This is a genomic window from Stenotrophomonas sp. Br8 (assembly GCF_014763005.1).
Classification (GTDB): Bacteria; Pseudomonadota; Gammaproteobacteria; order Xanthomonadales; family Xanthomonadaceae; genus Stenotrophomonas; species Stenotrophomonas lactitubi.
Genome location: NZ_JACGTN010000026.1, coordinates 52,722 through 68,184, shown reverse-complemented (window position 1 = coordinate 68,184; position 15,463 = coordinate 52,722). Strand labels below are relative to the sequence as shown.

The 15,463-nt window shown below is 62.6% G+C and carries 11 protein-coding genes; 1 reads left to right on the top strand and 10 read right to left on the bottom strand.

The genetic code is table 11. The features are described 5' to 3' along the window. Positions 1-58: 58 nt before the first annotated feature. From H3005_RS20420 to H3005_RS20375, 10 genes are all read right to left on the bottom strand, one after another. A complete protein-coding gene (locus tag H3005_RS20420) occupies positions 59-1,213 on the bottom strand; it encodes an AAA family ATPase (protein ID WP_191078918.1) in 1,155 nt (384 codons plus the stop codon). A 1-nt stretch (position 1,214) separates the two neighbouring features. Next, positions 1,215-2,447: a restriction endonuclease subunit S gene (locus H3005_RS20415; protein WP_191078917.1), complete on the bottom strand. Its 1,233-nt coding sequence runs from the start codon at positions 2,445-2,447 to the stop codon at positions 1,215-1,217. Further along, complete coding sequence (locus H3005_RS20410) at positions 2,444-4,003, bottom strand: type I restriction-modification system subunit M (RefSeq protein ID WP_191078916.1); 1,560 nt, start codon at positions 4,001-4,003, stop codon at positions 2,444-2,446. The genes H3005_RS20415 and H3005_RS20410 overlap by 4 nt, the downstream gene beginning before the upstream one ends. 69 nt (positions 4,004-4,072) lie before the next feature. Continuing rightward, a complete protein-coding gene (locus H3005_RS20405; RefSeq protein ID WP_191078915.1) occupies positions 4,073-5,065 on the bottom strand; it encodes a restriction endonuclease in 993 nt (330 codons plus the stop codon). A gap of 246 nt (positions 5,066-5,311) precedes the next feature. After that, positions 5,312-6,877 carry a glutamine-hydrolyzing GMP synthase gene (guaA, locus tag H3005_RS20400; protein ID WP_049410928.1) on the bottom strand — a complete coding sequence of 522 codons (1,566 nt, stop codon included), beginning with the start codon at positions 6,875-6,877 and terminating at the stop codon, positions 5,312-5,314. Between the two features lie 109 nt (positions 6,878-6,986). Beyond that, entirely contained in the window at positions 6,987-8,444 is a 1,458-nt protein-coding gene (guaB, locus tag H3005_RS20395) for an IMP dehydrogenase (protein WP_191078914.1), read from the bottom strand. Positions 8,445-8,816: 372 nt separating this feature from the next. Beyond that, on the bottom strand, positions 8,817-9,695 hold the full coding sequence (gene folD, locus H3005_RS20390) for a bifunctional methylenetetrahydrofolate dehydrogenase/methenyltetrahydrofolate cyclohydrolase FolD (RefSeq protein WP_100552320.1): 879 nt from the start codon (positions 9,693-9,695) through the stop codon (positions 8,817-8,819). 174 nt (positions 9,696-9,869) lie between these two features. Continuing rightward, positions 9,870-11,705 carry a monovalent cation:proton antiporter-2 (CPA2) family protein gene (locus tag H3005_RS20385; RefSeq protein WP_191078913.1) on the bottom strand — a complete coding sequence of 612 codons (1,836 nt, stop codon included), beginning with the start codon at positions 11,703-11,705 and terminating at the stop codon, positions 9,870-9,872. Between the two features lie 355 nt (positions 11,706-12,060). Continuing rightward, entirely contained in the window at positions 12,061-13,197 is a 1,137-nt protein-coding gene (gene moeB / locus H3005_RS20380; RefSeq protein ID WP_191078912.1) for a molybdopterin-synthase adenylyltransferase MoeB, read from the bottom strand. Positions 13,198-13,342: 145 nt separating this feature from the next. Then, positions 13,343-14,272, bottom strand: coding sequence for a LysR family transcriptional regulator (locus H3005_RS20375; RefSeq protein WP_191078911.1), 930 nt, complete (start codon positions 14,270-14,272; stop codon positions 13,343-13,345). A gap of 106 nt (positions 14,273-14,378) precedes the next feature. Between H3005_RS20375 and H3005_RS20370 the strand changes: the two genes are divergently transcribed. Then, entirely contained in the window at positions 14,379-15,413 is a 1,035-nt protein-coding gene (locus tag H3005_RS20370) for an alcohol dehydrogenase catalytic domain-containing protein (RefSeq protein WP_191078910.1), read from the top strand. The last annotated feature ends 50 nt before the right edge of the window (positions 15,414-15,463 follow it).

Here is a 15,463-nt window from a genome sequence, read left to right as displayed (position 1 = left end):
TGATCTCACCCATGCCTTGCCACTCCCAAGGTTCGCAACAATAGAGATAATCATACCATCACGCACCACGCGCCTCCTCTTGCTGCCAATAGCCATAGTTGGCGACCAGATGGTCCAGCAGAAATTTAACCGTCTGCTTCTCCTGCAGGGTTGGCTCGGTGATGCTCTCGTTGGACAGCGTGCTGTGGCTGGTGAATTGAATAATGCGGTTTAGGTAGGCCTGCTTGCCGTCAGGTAAAAGTCCTGACCACTGCGGGTACCCCAGAAAACCGGCGGTTTTCTCGTAGAGGTTGCGCAGCAGGGTGAAGTGATAGCGTTGTATCTGGTCGGAAGCAATCGCCTGCTCCAGAGCCTGCCGCAGATGGAGGTGATAAGAAAAGCTTTTATTGGAATCGCCATACTTGACGTTCAGATCAAAGGTGCCGTCTTCAAGACGATCCAGCAAATAGCAACCCTCTTTCTTGCCACCTTTTTTGAGGTCAAGCTCATTGTGCAGCACGTTGTAAAAAAGCGGGCTGTGCGTGGTGATAACGAACTTCAGGTCGGCTGGACTAGCCTTGATCAGCCCTGCCAGATTGACTGCCAGTTCGATGAGATGGTTCTCGTCCAGTGAACTCACCGGGTCGTCAATGAAAACATATTCGATCTCGTCAAACTCCCGCGTTTCGCGGTCTTCCGGCTCGGGCACATTGCGCGTGCTGATGACTTGATCCAGCAGCGTATAAAAGATGCTCCAGATGAAATTACCTTCTTCGCCCTTGGAGATCTTGAGGTTTCCGGAGCTTTCATCATCACCCCGTTCAAGCGAAAACGTGACCTCTGAAAAGTCTTCGTTGAAGTGGGGGGTCAGCTTGTCGCTGGCGTAGTGCTGAAAATAGCGGACGATATTGCCGTCCTGCCCCAAGTCCCGGAGTACCATGAGTAGCCAACTCGTAAATGAGTTTGGTTGAATCCGTAGTTTGGGCTGCGCGTCCAGCGTCAGGTCGTTATCCCAATAGAACAAGTCTTCGGTAAAAGCATTGAAGTAAAGAATTTTGGTGCGCGACAACGCTGGCGGATCGACTTCCTCATCGCCGTAGCCCTTTGGTGCGACCAACTGTTTGAACTCGCGCGACAGGCGTGTCTTGCCCGTGCCGTTGAAGGCGTAGATCAGCTGCACCTTCTTTTCGGCGTCTCTCAACTGCTGGGCGATCTCGGTCAGCGTCTTGCTCATATTAGGCCACCGCCTCTTCCGACTTGGGGAAGCTCAGAAGCAGGTCGCGGTAGTACTCGTATTGCTTCTGGCGCAGCTCGATCTCGCGGGGCAAGCCTTCGCTGATTGAGTTGGTCAGGGTGTCAAAATTATCGAGGATGGCAACGATACGAATCTGTTCCGCCAGCGACATATCGGGATCATTAGGATATGGGACAGGTATTTTAATCTTTGAAAACCCATTGATCAGCAAGGTTTTGACCTTGGTCCTGGCCACATACTTTCCCTTCTTGGCGATAAAAGCCTTCGTCTGCATGCAATAGGAAACAAACTTCGGGCTCATGGAGTGCCGGAATGCATAACAGTGATCGTGAATGGCGACCTTCTCATCCCCGAGCCACGCTACTGCTTTACCGACATCATCAACTGTTTCGCCAACATCAGTTAATATCACATCCCCCGGCTCGGCATAGCGCAGCGACCCAGCCATATCGACTCGCACCTTGGAAAACGCATGGTCGGCCCAAACACCATATCGGGTGTAAATTTCACCGTAGTGGATGACGCTGATACCTTCTTCGACGTAGTCAGCCTTGGTAAATCGCTTCCCACGAATAAACTCACCAATATCCCCCAGCGCCTTCCACTCCACCTCCCCTCCCATCTCTTCAAAACTCAACAACTGCTCGCGATAGTAGTTGTATTGTTCTCTTCGGGCGGTCAGCTCGGCGGTCAGCTCGGCGGTCAGCTCGGCGGTCAGCTCGGTAAAGGTGTCCAGTATGCGGACAATTTTGGCTTGGATTTCAAGTGATCTTTTGGTGTCTTCTGGGCAGGGGACAGGGATCTTGTAAGTCGAAACCGCTTCTGTTGGCAAATGTGCTGGAATGGCGTCCGTTGCCAGTGATTGGATGTCGTACTGATGTCTTTTTAAGTAATAAAAAAGATATTTGTTGTTGAGTGCCAAGCCTGGTTTTATGCAATAGCAGACATCATTTGCCCAGAAATCTTCCTCAATGAGATTAACAAACCCAGCAGTGCCATACTTAACAATGGTGATTGTATTCTTTTTTTGATTGAAGTCATCGTAAAACCCCATGGGGGTAACGCCCCCGCTAAAAACGGGGTACCTCTTTTCCGGACTCAATGCACTTTTTGTCACGCGACGACCTCTTTCTATAGTCGCGCATGATTCCAATGCCTTCCACTCCACCCCAACTCCGTCAAGCAGTTTCTCCAAGAAGCTCACGCCACTCATGCGCCAAACTCCTCACCTTCAATCTCCGCCACGATGACATCAATATCCTTGCGCAGTTGGTCGATGCGGGCCACGGTCGTGTTCAGCGCGATGTTCAGCTGGGCAATGTCCACCACTTCACGGGTGTCCCGTGCTTCCACATAACTGCTGACCGACAGATTGTAATCGTTGGCAGCCACCTTCTCTAACGGCACTGAAAGCGCGAAGTGCTCCACATTTTCCTTGCTGTCGAACACCCGCATGATCCGCTCGATATGCGCGTCTTCCAGCAGGTTGTTGTTGGTGCCTTTCTTGAACAGCGCGCTGGCATCAATGAACTGGGTGGCAGTATCCGGCTTGTGCTTGGACAGCACCAGAATATTCACGGCGATGGTGGTGCCGAAGAACAGGTTGGGCGCCAGCGAGATCACCGTTTCCACATAGTTGTTGTCCACCAAGTATTGGCGAATCTTCTGCTCGGCGCCGCTACGGTAGAAGATGCCGGGGAAGCAAACGATGGCGGCGCGGCCTTTAGCGGAAAGGTAGCTCAGCGCATGCAGCACGAAAGCGAAGTCCGCCTTGGATTTGGGTGCCAGCACGCCGGCCGGGGCAAAGCGGTCGTCATTGATCAGCGTGGGATCATCACTGCCGATCCACTTCACCGAGTACGGCGGGTTGGAAACGATGGCGTCGAAGGGTTTGTCATCACTAAAGTGCGGATGACGCAGTGTGTCGCCCAACTGGATGCTGAACTTATCGTAGTTGATGTTGTGCAGAAACATGTTCATCCGCGCCAGGTTGTAGGTGGTGTGGTTCACCTCCTGGCCGAAGAATCCATCCTCGATGACATGGGCATCGAAGTGCTTTTTGGCTTGCAGCAACAGCGAGCCGGAGCCGCACGCCGGGTCGTAGATCTTGTTGACGCGGGTCTGCTTGTGCATGGCCAGCTGGGCGATCAGCTTGGATACATGCTGCGGGGTGAAAAACTCGCCACCGGACTTGCCGGCATTTGCGGCGTAGTTGGAGATGAGAAATTCGTAGGCGTCGCCAAACAGGTCGATATGGCTCGCATCGAAGCGCCCAAACTCCAGCTTACTCACCCCCTTGAGCACATCCGCCAAGCGCTTGTTCTTATCGGCAACAGTATTGCCCAGGCGGTTGCTAGTGGTGTCGAAGTCAGCGAACAGGCCTTTGATGTCCTGCTCGGAGGCGTAACCATTGGCGGAACTCTCGATGGCGGCAAAGATGCGCGCCAGATCGGTATTCAGACTATCGTTGGTGCTGGCCTTGGCGGCCACGTTGCTAAACAATTGGCTAGGGTAGATGAAATACCCTTTGGTCTTGATGGCATCGTCTTTGACGGCGGCTATCAACGGCTCGTCATCGTCCATGGCAGCGTAATCGACCGTTTCATCACCACCGGTGATGTAGTCAATGAAGTTCTCGCTGATGAAGCGATAGAACAAGGTGCCGAGCACGTACTGTTTGAAATCCCAGCCGTCGACTGCGCCACGCACGTCATTGGCGATGGCCCAAATCTGACGTTGCAGGGCGGCACGTTGTTGAGCACTGGTCATACGGTTTTCCTATTTCAAAGGTCCTGGCTCAGATGGGAGTACGCGCCAGAAGAAATTATGTGTCTAGCGTCAAGCAGGCCAATACAAGCTCTTCAAGGGAACGACTCGTTTGGTTTCGGCGTCAGTGGCGTCGTAGTGCTCGATCAGTGCGCGGACCACATGGTCCAGTGTCCACATAGCCAGCGGTATGGAGGCGCGATCTGCTTCGTATTGAGCATCCTTGGTGAAACCACCAGTACTGACATACAGCCCGCGATCATCCTTGTGGCGGCCACCGAGGAAGCTGCGAATCTCCTGGCTTCCCATCTGTCCCTTGCGGTGCTTTACCTCTACGACGATGCGCGGGTGTTCGAAGCCGAAGCCGTCCGGCGAGGCCACGATGTCCTTCCCACGGTCGGAGCCAGGTGGCGAAACCTGGGTCTTGTAGCCCATGGCGCGCAGGATGCCGGCAACCAATTGCTGCATGTCATCCCAGTCCAGTTCGTTGACCCGATCCTTGATGCGTTCCAGTGCCTGAGACTCAATGTCCGCCAATGGATCAGCGACGACTTCCTCGGCCTCCTCTTCCACTGCTGCCGCTGGTTTACCCTTCAGTGCGGCCAGCACTTCGGCTGCCGCGCTGGACGGCACCTCGAAGAGGGTCAGGGTCGAACCCAGGCTGTTCTTGCTGCTCGTGCCCAAGTTGTCGCGTGGTAGTTCCTGCGCTTGCCATTGCACCTTGCGCACCAGGGGCATGCCTTGCTCGGCCCACTCGGGGTGGTGCTCGGCTGGTCCAGCGACATTACCGATTAAGTACAGACGATTGGCGGGCGAATAAGTGATCACCCAGTCGCCCTCCTGGATGTCATTGACGAAGCGCCAGACTTGGGACGCGCCCGAAACCACCGTGCCATTTTTCGCAAGGGGTTCGGCGGACTGGTACAGGGTGATCAACTGCTTGCGCCCGACACCGGGCCTAGCGTGAGCCGCCAACTGCTTCCAGCCCACGGCAGCCACACCGCGCTCCCGAAATGCGTCGTACAGGCTGCCGCCTTCGCCACGCACCATCCACATACGCTCCATCGAGCCCCCTCTTGGTCTGAAAGCCATCAATCCAGCCCGACCAGAACTCAGTTTCCGACGCGACGGGCTTAATACCTCGAGTTTTGCAACTGTGCGAGTCAGGAACGTATGAGACGAGCTACTGGCAACATTGTATCAGCGCCAGATCACCGTCAAGCACCCTCTGCGCGGGCTTATTCCTGATCCGAACAACGACCTCCTTCCGCAAACAACAAGGGCGCCTCTCGGCGCCCCTGTTCTTTCAACTCATTCCCACTCAATGGTCGCCGGCGGCTTCCCCGAGATGTCATAGACAACCCGTGAAACCCCCCGCAACTCATTGATGATCCGGTTGCTCACCGTCCCCAGGAACTCATACGGCAGATGCGCCCAATGCGCCGTCATGAAGTCAATCGTCTCCACGGCCCGCAGCGCAATCACCCACTCATAAGCCCGCGCGTCACCCACCACGCCCACCGACTTCACCGGCAGGAACACGGCAAACGCCTGGCTGGTCTTGTCGTACAGATCCGCCTTGCGCAGCTCATCGATGAAGATCGCATCGGCCTTGGCCAGCAGCTCCGCGTATTCGCGCTTCACTTCGCCTAGGATACGCACGCCCAGGCCCGGGCCCGGGAACGGATGGCGGTAGACCATGCTGCGCGGCAGGCCCAGTTCAACGCCCAGGCGGCGCACTTCGTCCTTGAACAGCTCGCGCAGCGGCTCCACCAGGCCCAGCTTCATGTGCTCCGGCAGGCCGCCCACGTTGTGGTGGCTCTTGATCACATGCGCCTTGCCGGTCTTGCTGCCGGCCGACTCGATCACGTCCGGGTAGATGGTGCCCTGCGCCAGCCACTTGGCGTTCTTCAGCTTGTTCGACTCTTCGTCGAAGATCTCAACGAACAGGTTGCCGATGATCTTGCGCTTGGCTTCCGGGTCGCTCACGCCTTCCAGCGCGGCGAAGTAACGGTCGGCGGCATTCACGCGCACCACCTTCACGCCCATGTGCTCGGCAAACATCGCCATCACCTGGTCGCCTTCCTGCCAGCGCAGCAGGCCGGTATCCACGAACACGCAGGTCAGCTTTTCGCCGATGGCCTTGTGCAGCAGCGCGGCCACAACCGACGAATCGACGCCGCCGGACAGGCCCAAAATCACTTCGTCATCGCCCACCTGTTCGCGCACGCGGGCGATCTGGTCGTCGATGATGTTGGCGGCGGTCCACAGGGTCTGGCAGCCGCACACGTCCACCACGAAGCGGCGCAGCAGCGCCTGGCCCTGCAGGGTGTGGGTCACTTCCGGGTGGAACTGCACGCCGTACCAGCGCTTCTCTTCGTTGGCCATGGCGGCCACCGGAATGCGGTCGGTGGTGGCGGTGATGGTGAAGCCCGGCGGCGCAACCGAGACGTGGTCGCCGTGGCTCATCCAGACATTCAGCTTCGGCTCGCCGCCGTGGTCGCTCAGGCCCTTGAACAGCGCATCGGGGTTGATCACGTTCACTTCGGCGTGGCCGAATTCGCGCTGGTCAGCCGCTTCGGTGGCACCGCCCAGCTGCGCGGCCAGGGTCTGCATGCCGTAGCAGATGCCGAAGATCGGCAGGCCGCTGTCGAACACTTCCTGCGGCGCGGCGGGCGCGCCCGGCAGCGTGGTCGACTCCGGCCCACCGGACAGGATGATGCCCTTGGCGCCAAAGCCGGCGATCTCGGCCGGGTTGTGGTCCCACGCCCAGATTTCGCAGTAGACGCCCAGCTCGCGGATGCGGCGGGCAATCAGCTGCGTGTACTGCGCGCCGAAATCGAGGATGAGGATCTTGTCGTTATGGATGTTGGTCATGGCGCCCCGGCAGTGCAGTAGGGAAAACGAAAACGTCAGAATTTTTCAGCGGCAGATGGAGAAAGAGGAACGGGAATCAGCTTCCTCGTTCCTCTTTGCTCGTCCCGCATCAGGAGCGGTAGTTCGGCGGCTCTTTGGTGATCGTCACGTCGTGGACGTGGCTCTCGCGCTGGCCGGCGCCGCTGATCTTCACGAACTTGGGCTTGCTGCGCATGTCCTCGACGGTGGCGCAGCCCACGTAGCCCATGGTGGCGCGCAGGCCGCCCATCAGCTGGTGGATGATGCCGCCCACCGGGCCGCGGTACGGCACGCGGCCTTCGATGCCTTCCGGCACCAGCTTGTCGGCGGTGGCGGCGTCCTGGAAGTAGCGGTCCTTGGACCCCTTCTCCATCGCGGCCAGCGAGCCCATGCCGCGGTAGCTCTTGTACGAACGGCCCTGGAACAGCTCGGTCTCGCCCGGCGATTCCTCGGTACCAGCCAGCAGGCCACCGACCATGATGGTCGAGGCACCGGCAGCCAGCGCCTTGCCGATGTCGCCGGAGTAGCGGATGCCACCGTCGGCGATCAGCGGGATGCGGTCCTGCAGCGCTTCGGCCACCAGGTCGATCGCGGTGATCTGCGGCACGCCCACGCCGGCGACCACGCGGGTGGTGCAGATCGAGCCCGGGCCGATGCCCACCTTCACTGCGTCCGCGCCGCTGTCCAGCAGCGCCAGCGCGGCTTCACCGGTGCAGATGTTGCCGCCGATGACCTGCACGTTCGGGAAGTTCTTCTTCACCCAGCTGACGCGGTCCAGCACGCCCTGCGAATGGCCGTGCGCGGTATCAACCACGATCACGTCCACGCCGGCAGCGACCAGCGCTTCAACGCGGCGATCGGTATCGCCGCCCACGCCGACGGCGGCGCCGACCAGCAGGCGGGTGGCGATGTCCTTGGCAGCGTTCGGGAAGTCGGTGTTCTTCTGGATGTCCTTGACGGTGATCAGGCCACGCAGGGCGAACTCGTCATTGACCACCAGCACCTTTTCGATGCGGTTGCGGTGCAGCAGCTGCAGCACTTCATCAGACGCGGCGCCTTCCTTGACCGTGATCAGGCGATCCTTCTTGGTCATGATGTGGCGGACCGGATCGTCCAGCTCGGTCTCGAAGCGCATGTCGCGGTGGGTCACGATGCCGGCCAGCAGGCCGTCGCTGCCCACCACCGGCACGCCGGAGATGTTGTGCGCCTGGGTCAGGGCCAGCACGTCGCGGATGGTGGTTTCCGGGCCGACGGTGATCGGGTCGCGGATGACGCCGGCCTCGAACTTCTTGACCTTGGCCACTTCGGCCGCCTGCTGCTCCACGCTCAGGTTCTTGTGGATGATGCCCATGCCGCCCAGCTGTGCCATGGCGATAGCCAGGCGTGCTTCGGTGACGGTATCCATGGCGGCGGACAGGATCGGAAGCTTGAGCTTCAGGTCACGCGTCAACCGCGTTTCGAGGTTGACGTCCTTGGGCAGGATGGTCGAATGAGCGGGGACGAGCGAGACGTCGTCGTAGGTGAGAGCTTCAGCCTGGATGCGCAGCATCGGCATACCCGAGATGTGGGGAAGCGCGACATTTTACCCTGTTTTGGCAGCCAAGAACAGTAATTTTGGTAGCCGGAAATAGGCAATGCTGCGACACAGTGTCGCGCGGGCGCACCGCCCTTGGTAGGTGCCAACCTTGGTTGGCACGAACCGTCCGGCTTCCGGACCCCAGCTGGGGCAACGGCCCCGTCAGATGTGTGCCAACCAAGGTTGGCATCTACCAAGAGCGGGTCATGCGGACCGGCGGCAATTACGGGGCATCGACGCGATCCCGGTAGCGCCGGGCCATGCCCGGCGAGCGCAGCGGCGCCGCAACAATCCGCCGGGCATGGCCCGGCGCTGCCACGCCCCAGCGCAAGCAGTCCAGCCCGTTCAGACCCCGGCTTCCGCCGCTTCCAACGTGTTCTGCATCAACGTGGCCACGGTCATCGGGCCCACGCCGCCCGGCACCGGGGTGATCCAGCTCGCCCGCTGCGCTGCGGCCTCGAACCCGACATCGCCCACCAGGCGGCCGTCATCCAAGCGGTTGATGCCGACGTCGATCACCACCGCACCCGGCTTCACCCACTCGCCCGGCACGATGCCCGGGCGACCCACCGCCACCACCAGGATGTCGGCGTTGCGCACGGCCTGTTCCAGCACGTCCTTGGGGGTGAACTTGTGGCAGCTGGTGACGGTGCAGCCGGCAATCAGCAGCTCCAGGCCCATCGGCCGGCCAACGTGGTTGCTGACGCCGACGATGGTGGCGTTGCGGCCACGTACCGGCTGGTCGGTGTGGCCCAGCAGCGTGGTGATGCCGCGCGGGGTGCACGGGCGCAGGCCGAACTCGCGCAGGGCCAGATGGCCGACGTTTTCCGGGTGGAAGCCGTCCACGTCCTTGCGCGGGTCGATGCGCTGGATCAGCCGGCGCGCATCGGGGATGCCCGGCAGCGGCAGCTGGATCAGGATGCCGTTGATCTTCGGGTCGGCGTTGAGCTGGTCGATCAGGTCGAGCAGCTCGGCCTCGGTGGTGCCGGCCGGCAGATCGTAGTCATAGGCCTCGATGCCCACCTTCTCGGCGGCGCGGCGCTTGTTGCGTACGTACACGGTCGAGGCCGGGTCGCCACCCACCAGCACCACGGCCAGGCCGGGGCGGCTGCCACCGGCGGCAACACGGGCGTCGACCCGCACCTTCAGGCTGTCGAGCAGGTCCTCGGCGATACGGCGGCCATCGAGGATGCGGGCAGGAAGCTGGGGGGCGGAGTCGGTCATCGGGTGCGGGCGTGGGGCGGCGGGGACGCTATTGTCCCCGATTCACGGCCCCTCGCCCACCGCCGCGATCGCCCGCTGCGCTCGCCGGGCATGGCCCGGCGCTACCCACGAATCGCGCGACACCCCGGTAGCGCCGGGCCATGCCCGGCGAGCGCGAAGCGCGGCGCGTGGCGATCATTCCTCTTCTTCTTCCGGCACGTCATCCGCATTGAGCGTGCGCGCCTTGCGCTTGGGCGCGGTGAACGGCGTCGGCGTCGGCACGCCGGGCAGCGCGGTGCCGAACACCATGTGTGCGCCGGCACGCAGGTTGCCGCCGGCCATTTCCAGTTCGAAGCGTTCGGCATCGCGCTCGCGGATCTGCTCGGCGATCTCGCGCGCGTCGTCTTCCTCGGCGCCCAGCTCCACCAGCGCGGCCTGCCCGAACAGCAGCGCCGACTCGAACGTTTCGCGGATCTGGAAGTCCACGCCAGCATGGATCAGCCGCAGCGAATGCTCGCGGTCGAACGAGCGCACCAGCAGCTTGGCCTGCGGGAACTGATGGGCCACCAGTTCGACGATGCGGTCGGCATCCTCGGCATTGTTCACGCACACCGCCACCGCCCGCGCACTGCCCGCACCGGAGGCATGCAGCACGTCCAAGCGGGTACCGTCGCCGTAATAGATCTTGAAACCGAAGCGCTCGGCGTTGTGGATCATCTCCACATCGTTGTCGATGATGGTCACGTCCACGTCGCGGGCCAGCAGCGACTGGCTGGCCACCTGGCCGAAGCGGCCGAAGCCGATCAGCAGCACGCTGCCGGACAGGCCATCGGCAGTATCCACGCCTTCCAGGCTGACGGTCGGCTTCGGCGCCACACGCTTGTAGACCAGCACCACCAGCGGCGTCAGCGCCATCGACAGCACCACCACCGCGGTGAAGTTGGCATTGATGTCCAGGCTGATCACGCCGGCGCTCGCAGCGGCCGAGAACAGCACGAAGGCGAACTCGCCGCCCTGCGCCATCAACACGCCACGGTCCAGCGCCTGCGCATGGTCGCTGCCCATCAGTCGCGCCACCACGTAGATGCACAGCGCCTTGGCCGCCATCAGCGCGACCACCAGGCCGAGGATCATCGGCCAGTTGCCGGCCACCACGCCCAGGTCCAGTGCCATGCCCACGCTGAGGAAGAACAGCCCCAGCAGGATGCCGCGGAACGGTTCGATGTCCGCCTCGATCTGGTGGCGGAAGGTCGATTCGCTCAGCAACACGCCGGCCAGGAACGCGCCCATCGCCATCGACAGGCCGGACAGCTGCATCAGCAGCGCCGCACCCAGCACCACCAGCAGTGCGGCGGCGGTCATCACTTCGCGCGCCTTCGATTCGGCCAGCACGCGGAACAGCGGATTGAGCAGGAAGCGGCCGACCAGCACCAGGCCGACGATGGCGCCCACGCCGATCGCCACCGACATCCAGCGCGAGCCCTCGCCATCGGCACTGCCGGCAGCCGGCGCCATCCACGCGACAAGCGCCAGCAGCGGCACGATCAGCAGGTCTTCGAACAACAGGATCGAGACGATCTTCTGCCCCGACGGCAACGCGATGTCGCCGCGCTCGGCCAGCAGCTGCATCACCACTGCGGTGGAGGTCAGCACGAAACCGGTGGCGCCGATGAAGGCGATCTGCCACGGCAGCCCGAACAGCTTGGCGATGCTGGTCAGCACCAGCGCGCAGGTGACGATCTGCAGCGTGCCCAGGCCGAAGATTTCCTTGCGCAGGCTCCACAAGTGAGACGGCCGCATTTCCAGGCCGATGACGAACAGGAACATGACCACGCCGAGTTCGGCGGTATGCAGGATCGCTTGCGGGTCGGAGAACCAGCCCAGCCCGAACGGACCGATCGCCAGACCGGCGGCGAAGTAGCCCAGCACCGAGCCCAGGCCGAGCCGACGGAACAGCGGCACCATCACCACCGCTGCGCCCAACAGGGCGACGACCTTGACCAGCTCGCTGGTCGCTGCTTCTACCGCCATGCGGTGGGTTCCCCGGAAATCGAAATCGGCCTCAACGATAGAGCAACACCGATGACGGCAATAGCACGTGTGTTGCGTTTTATTGTCTTGGAGATGGAACGATCACGGGATTGGCCCCGCACATCATCCTGAAACCGTGCGCGCGCTTCGGTAGGTGCCAACCTTGGTTGGCACAATCCCGAAGCCATGACCTGTAGAGCCGAGCCCACGCTCGGCTGATTCTGGCCTCAGCGCGAAGAGCAGCCGAGCGCAGGCTCGGCTCTACAGTAGTTCCACGCCATGCGTGGATGCGCCCCAACCGGGTTCGCCCACCCCAGCAGATCCACGCCATGCGTGGATGGCGCCCCGACGCGGTTCACCCACCCCTACAAAACGCGGCGTAATCGATGTACCCGGGGAACGGCACGCCCGGCGCACACACCGGGCACTGCGGGTCCGGCCCGATGCCGGTCTCGCGGAAGCGCATGCCCAGCGCATCAAAGCGCAGCAGGCGCCCCACCAGCGGCTCGCCGATGCCCAGCAGCAGCTTCAGCACCTCGGTGGCCTGCAGCACCCCGGCCAGGCCCGGCAGCACGCCCAGCACACCCGCCTCGGAGCAGTTCGGCGCGAACTCCGGCGGCGGCGGCTCCGGGAACAGGCAGCGATAGCACGGTGCCACGCCACGCTGGCGGCCGGCATCGAACACGCTCACCTGGCCATCGAAGCGCTCGATGGCGGCGTAAACCATCGGCTTGGCGTGCTTGATGCAGGCGTCGTTGAGCAGGTAGCGCAGCGGGAAGTTGTCCGAACCGTCCAGCACCACGTCGACGTCCTGCAACAGGCGATCCACGTTCTCCGAAGTCACCCGCTCCGGGACGGCCTCGACCTCAATGGACGGGTTCAACGCCAGCAGCCGCTCACGCGCCGAATCCACCTTCAGTTGGCCGACGCTGGCCTCGGTATGCACGATCTGCCGATGCAGGTTGCTGCGCTCGACACGGTCGTGGTCGGCGAAACGCAGGTGCCCTACCCCGGCCGCCGCCAGATAGAAGCCGGCCGGCGCGCCCAGGCCGCCCGCGCCCAGCACCAGCACCCGCGACTGCTGCAGCCGGCGCTGGCCGGCCTCGCCCACCTGCGGCAGCAGCAGATGGCGCGAATAGCGGTCGTAGAAATCGCGGTCTGCGGCGCTGGTCAGCGGCTGCACCAGCGGCAGCGACAACTCACGCCAGGCGACGGTGCCGCCCGCGACGGAGCTCACGTTCGGGTAGCCCGCATCCAGCAGCGCCTGCGCCGCATCGGCCGAGCGCTTCCCGCTCTGGCAGATCAGCAGGATTTCCTGTTCCGGCAGCGGCAGGTGCGCGGTCGCGTCAGCCAGCAGCTCGCCCTTGGCGACGCCGCGCGCGCCTTCGGCCATGCCGCCGGCCCGCTCATGCGCCTCGCGCACGTCGATCAGCACCGCACCATGGGCCACGCGCGCACGCGCCTGCTCGGGGGAAAGCTCTGGAATGCTCATGGCCGCATTATCGCGCAGGTGGCATCGACCCGCCTTGACCAAGATCTGTAGAGCCGAGCCTATGCTCGGCTGGCGCGCGGCAATGCGCGAAAAGCAGCCGAGCATGGGCTCGGCTCTACATGTGCACCACAAGCGTAGCCAGGCGCTATGCCGGCTGCCTGCTTCCAACCTGCTGCTGAAGAACACCGATGAGCGCTTTCAGCCCGGGAGGAACATGCCGATGGCCCGGGTAGTACAGCGAAAGACCGGGGAACTCGGGACACCAGTCCTCAAGCAACCGAAGCAGGCGACCATCGGCCAACGGCTCCAGCGCCAGATGCTCGGGAACGAAAGCAATACCGATGCCGTCAACGGCGGCGTCGACCATCAACGGCTGGTCCGTCAGCGTGATCGGCCCGGAGACGTTCACCCGCTCGGTGACGCCCTGGCGCTCGAACTCCCAGCGATAGATCGCCCCGCTCTCGAACCGGAAGCGGATGCAGTCGTGCTGATGCAGATCCAGCGGCCGCAGTGGCCGTTCACGCGCGTGCAGGTACGCCGGTGAGGCAACCGCCGCGAACCGCATGGGGGGCGTCACCGCTACGGCCACCATGTCCCGCGGCACGGCTTCGGCAAGGCGGATACCCGCATCAAAACCGTCCGAAACGATATCGCCCAACCTGCCGTCACTGACGATGTCCAGATGCACCTGCGGGTACTGGCGCAGGAACCGTGCAAGCACCGGTTTCAGCACGAGCCGTATGGCCCCTTCGCTGGCATTGATGCGGACGGTGCCACGCGGCGTGCCCGCTTCGGTATCCACCGACTGCAGCGCCTCCTCAATGGACGCCATTGCCGGCCGCAGCTTTTCCGCCAGGCGCTCGCCGGCGTCGGTCAGCGAGACGCTGCGCGTGGTGCGATTGAACAGGCGTGCGCCCAGCCGCTGCTCCAGCGTCTTGATGGCATGGCTGATCGCCGACGGGGTGATGTTCAACTCCGCCGCCGCACTGCGGAAGCTGCGGTGCGCTGCCACTGCGAGGAACGCGGTGAAGGCCGCCAGATCACCCCCACCCGATTGCTGAATGAGATTCACCATATCGTCAGATATTGAAGCGATTGTCTTGATAGTCAGCGGATTCTACGCTCAGCGCTGTCGCGGGCGCAGGCCCTCGGCGCTCATCCACCGAGACAGGATCAAGACGATGAAGATGATGAAGGCGGTTGTGATGACCGGGCCGAACAAGCCGTGGCAGGTACAGGACGTCCCGGTACCCGTGATCGAAGCGGGCCAGGTACTGGTCAAGGTTCACGCGTCCGGCATGTGCTACACCGATGTATGGGCAACCCAGGGTTACGGTGGCGACATCTATCCCCAGACGCCCGGGCACGAAGTAGTCGGAGAAGTGGTGGAGGTGGGCGCCGGCGTGCACTCGCGCCGAGTGGGCGATCGCGTGGGCACCACGTGGGTCCAGTCCTCCTGCGGGCGTTGTCCCTACTGCCGCGAGAACCGTCCCTTGTCCGGACAGACGGCGATGAACTGCGATGCACCTCGCACCACCGGCTTCGCCGCGCAGGGCGGCCATGCCCAGTACATCGCGATCTCCGCCGAAGGCACGGTACTGCTGCCTGACGGACTCTCCTACGTGGATGCGGCGCCGATGATGTGTGCCGGCTACACGACCTGGAGCGGGCTGCGCGATGCGGCACCCCAGCCACGGGAAAAGATCGCGGTACTTGGCATCGGCGGGCTTGGCCACGTCGCCCTGCAGCTGTCCAGAGCCTGTGGCTTCGAGACCATCGCCATCACGCATTCCGCGGACAAGCATGCACTTGCCCTGCAGTTGGGCGCCGACCAGGTCGTTGCCAGTGGCAAGGAACTGAAGGCGATCGGCGGCGCCGACGTGCTGCTGGTGACCACCAACGAATTCAGCTCGGCCGAAGAAGCCATGACCGGCCTGCGTGTCGATGGACGCGTGGTGCTGTGTGGGCTGGACTTCAGCCAGCCCTTCTCGATCTCGTCCGACGGCGTACCGTTCCACATGATGCGCCAGCGCGTGATCGGCGCCACCCATGGTGGCCAGCACTACCTTGGCGAAGTGCTGGCGCTTGCCGCCACCGGCAAGGTCAAGCCGATGGTCGAGACGTTTGACCTGGACCACGCGACCGAGGCCTATGACCGCCTGGCATCGGGCAGGATGAGGTTCCGCGGGGTGCTGCTGCCGTGGGGCAGCGCCTGAGAAAGTGCGCCGTAACGCGCCACAACGAAAAAGGCGGCCCTGCGGCCGCC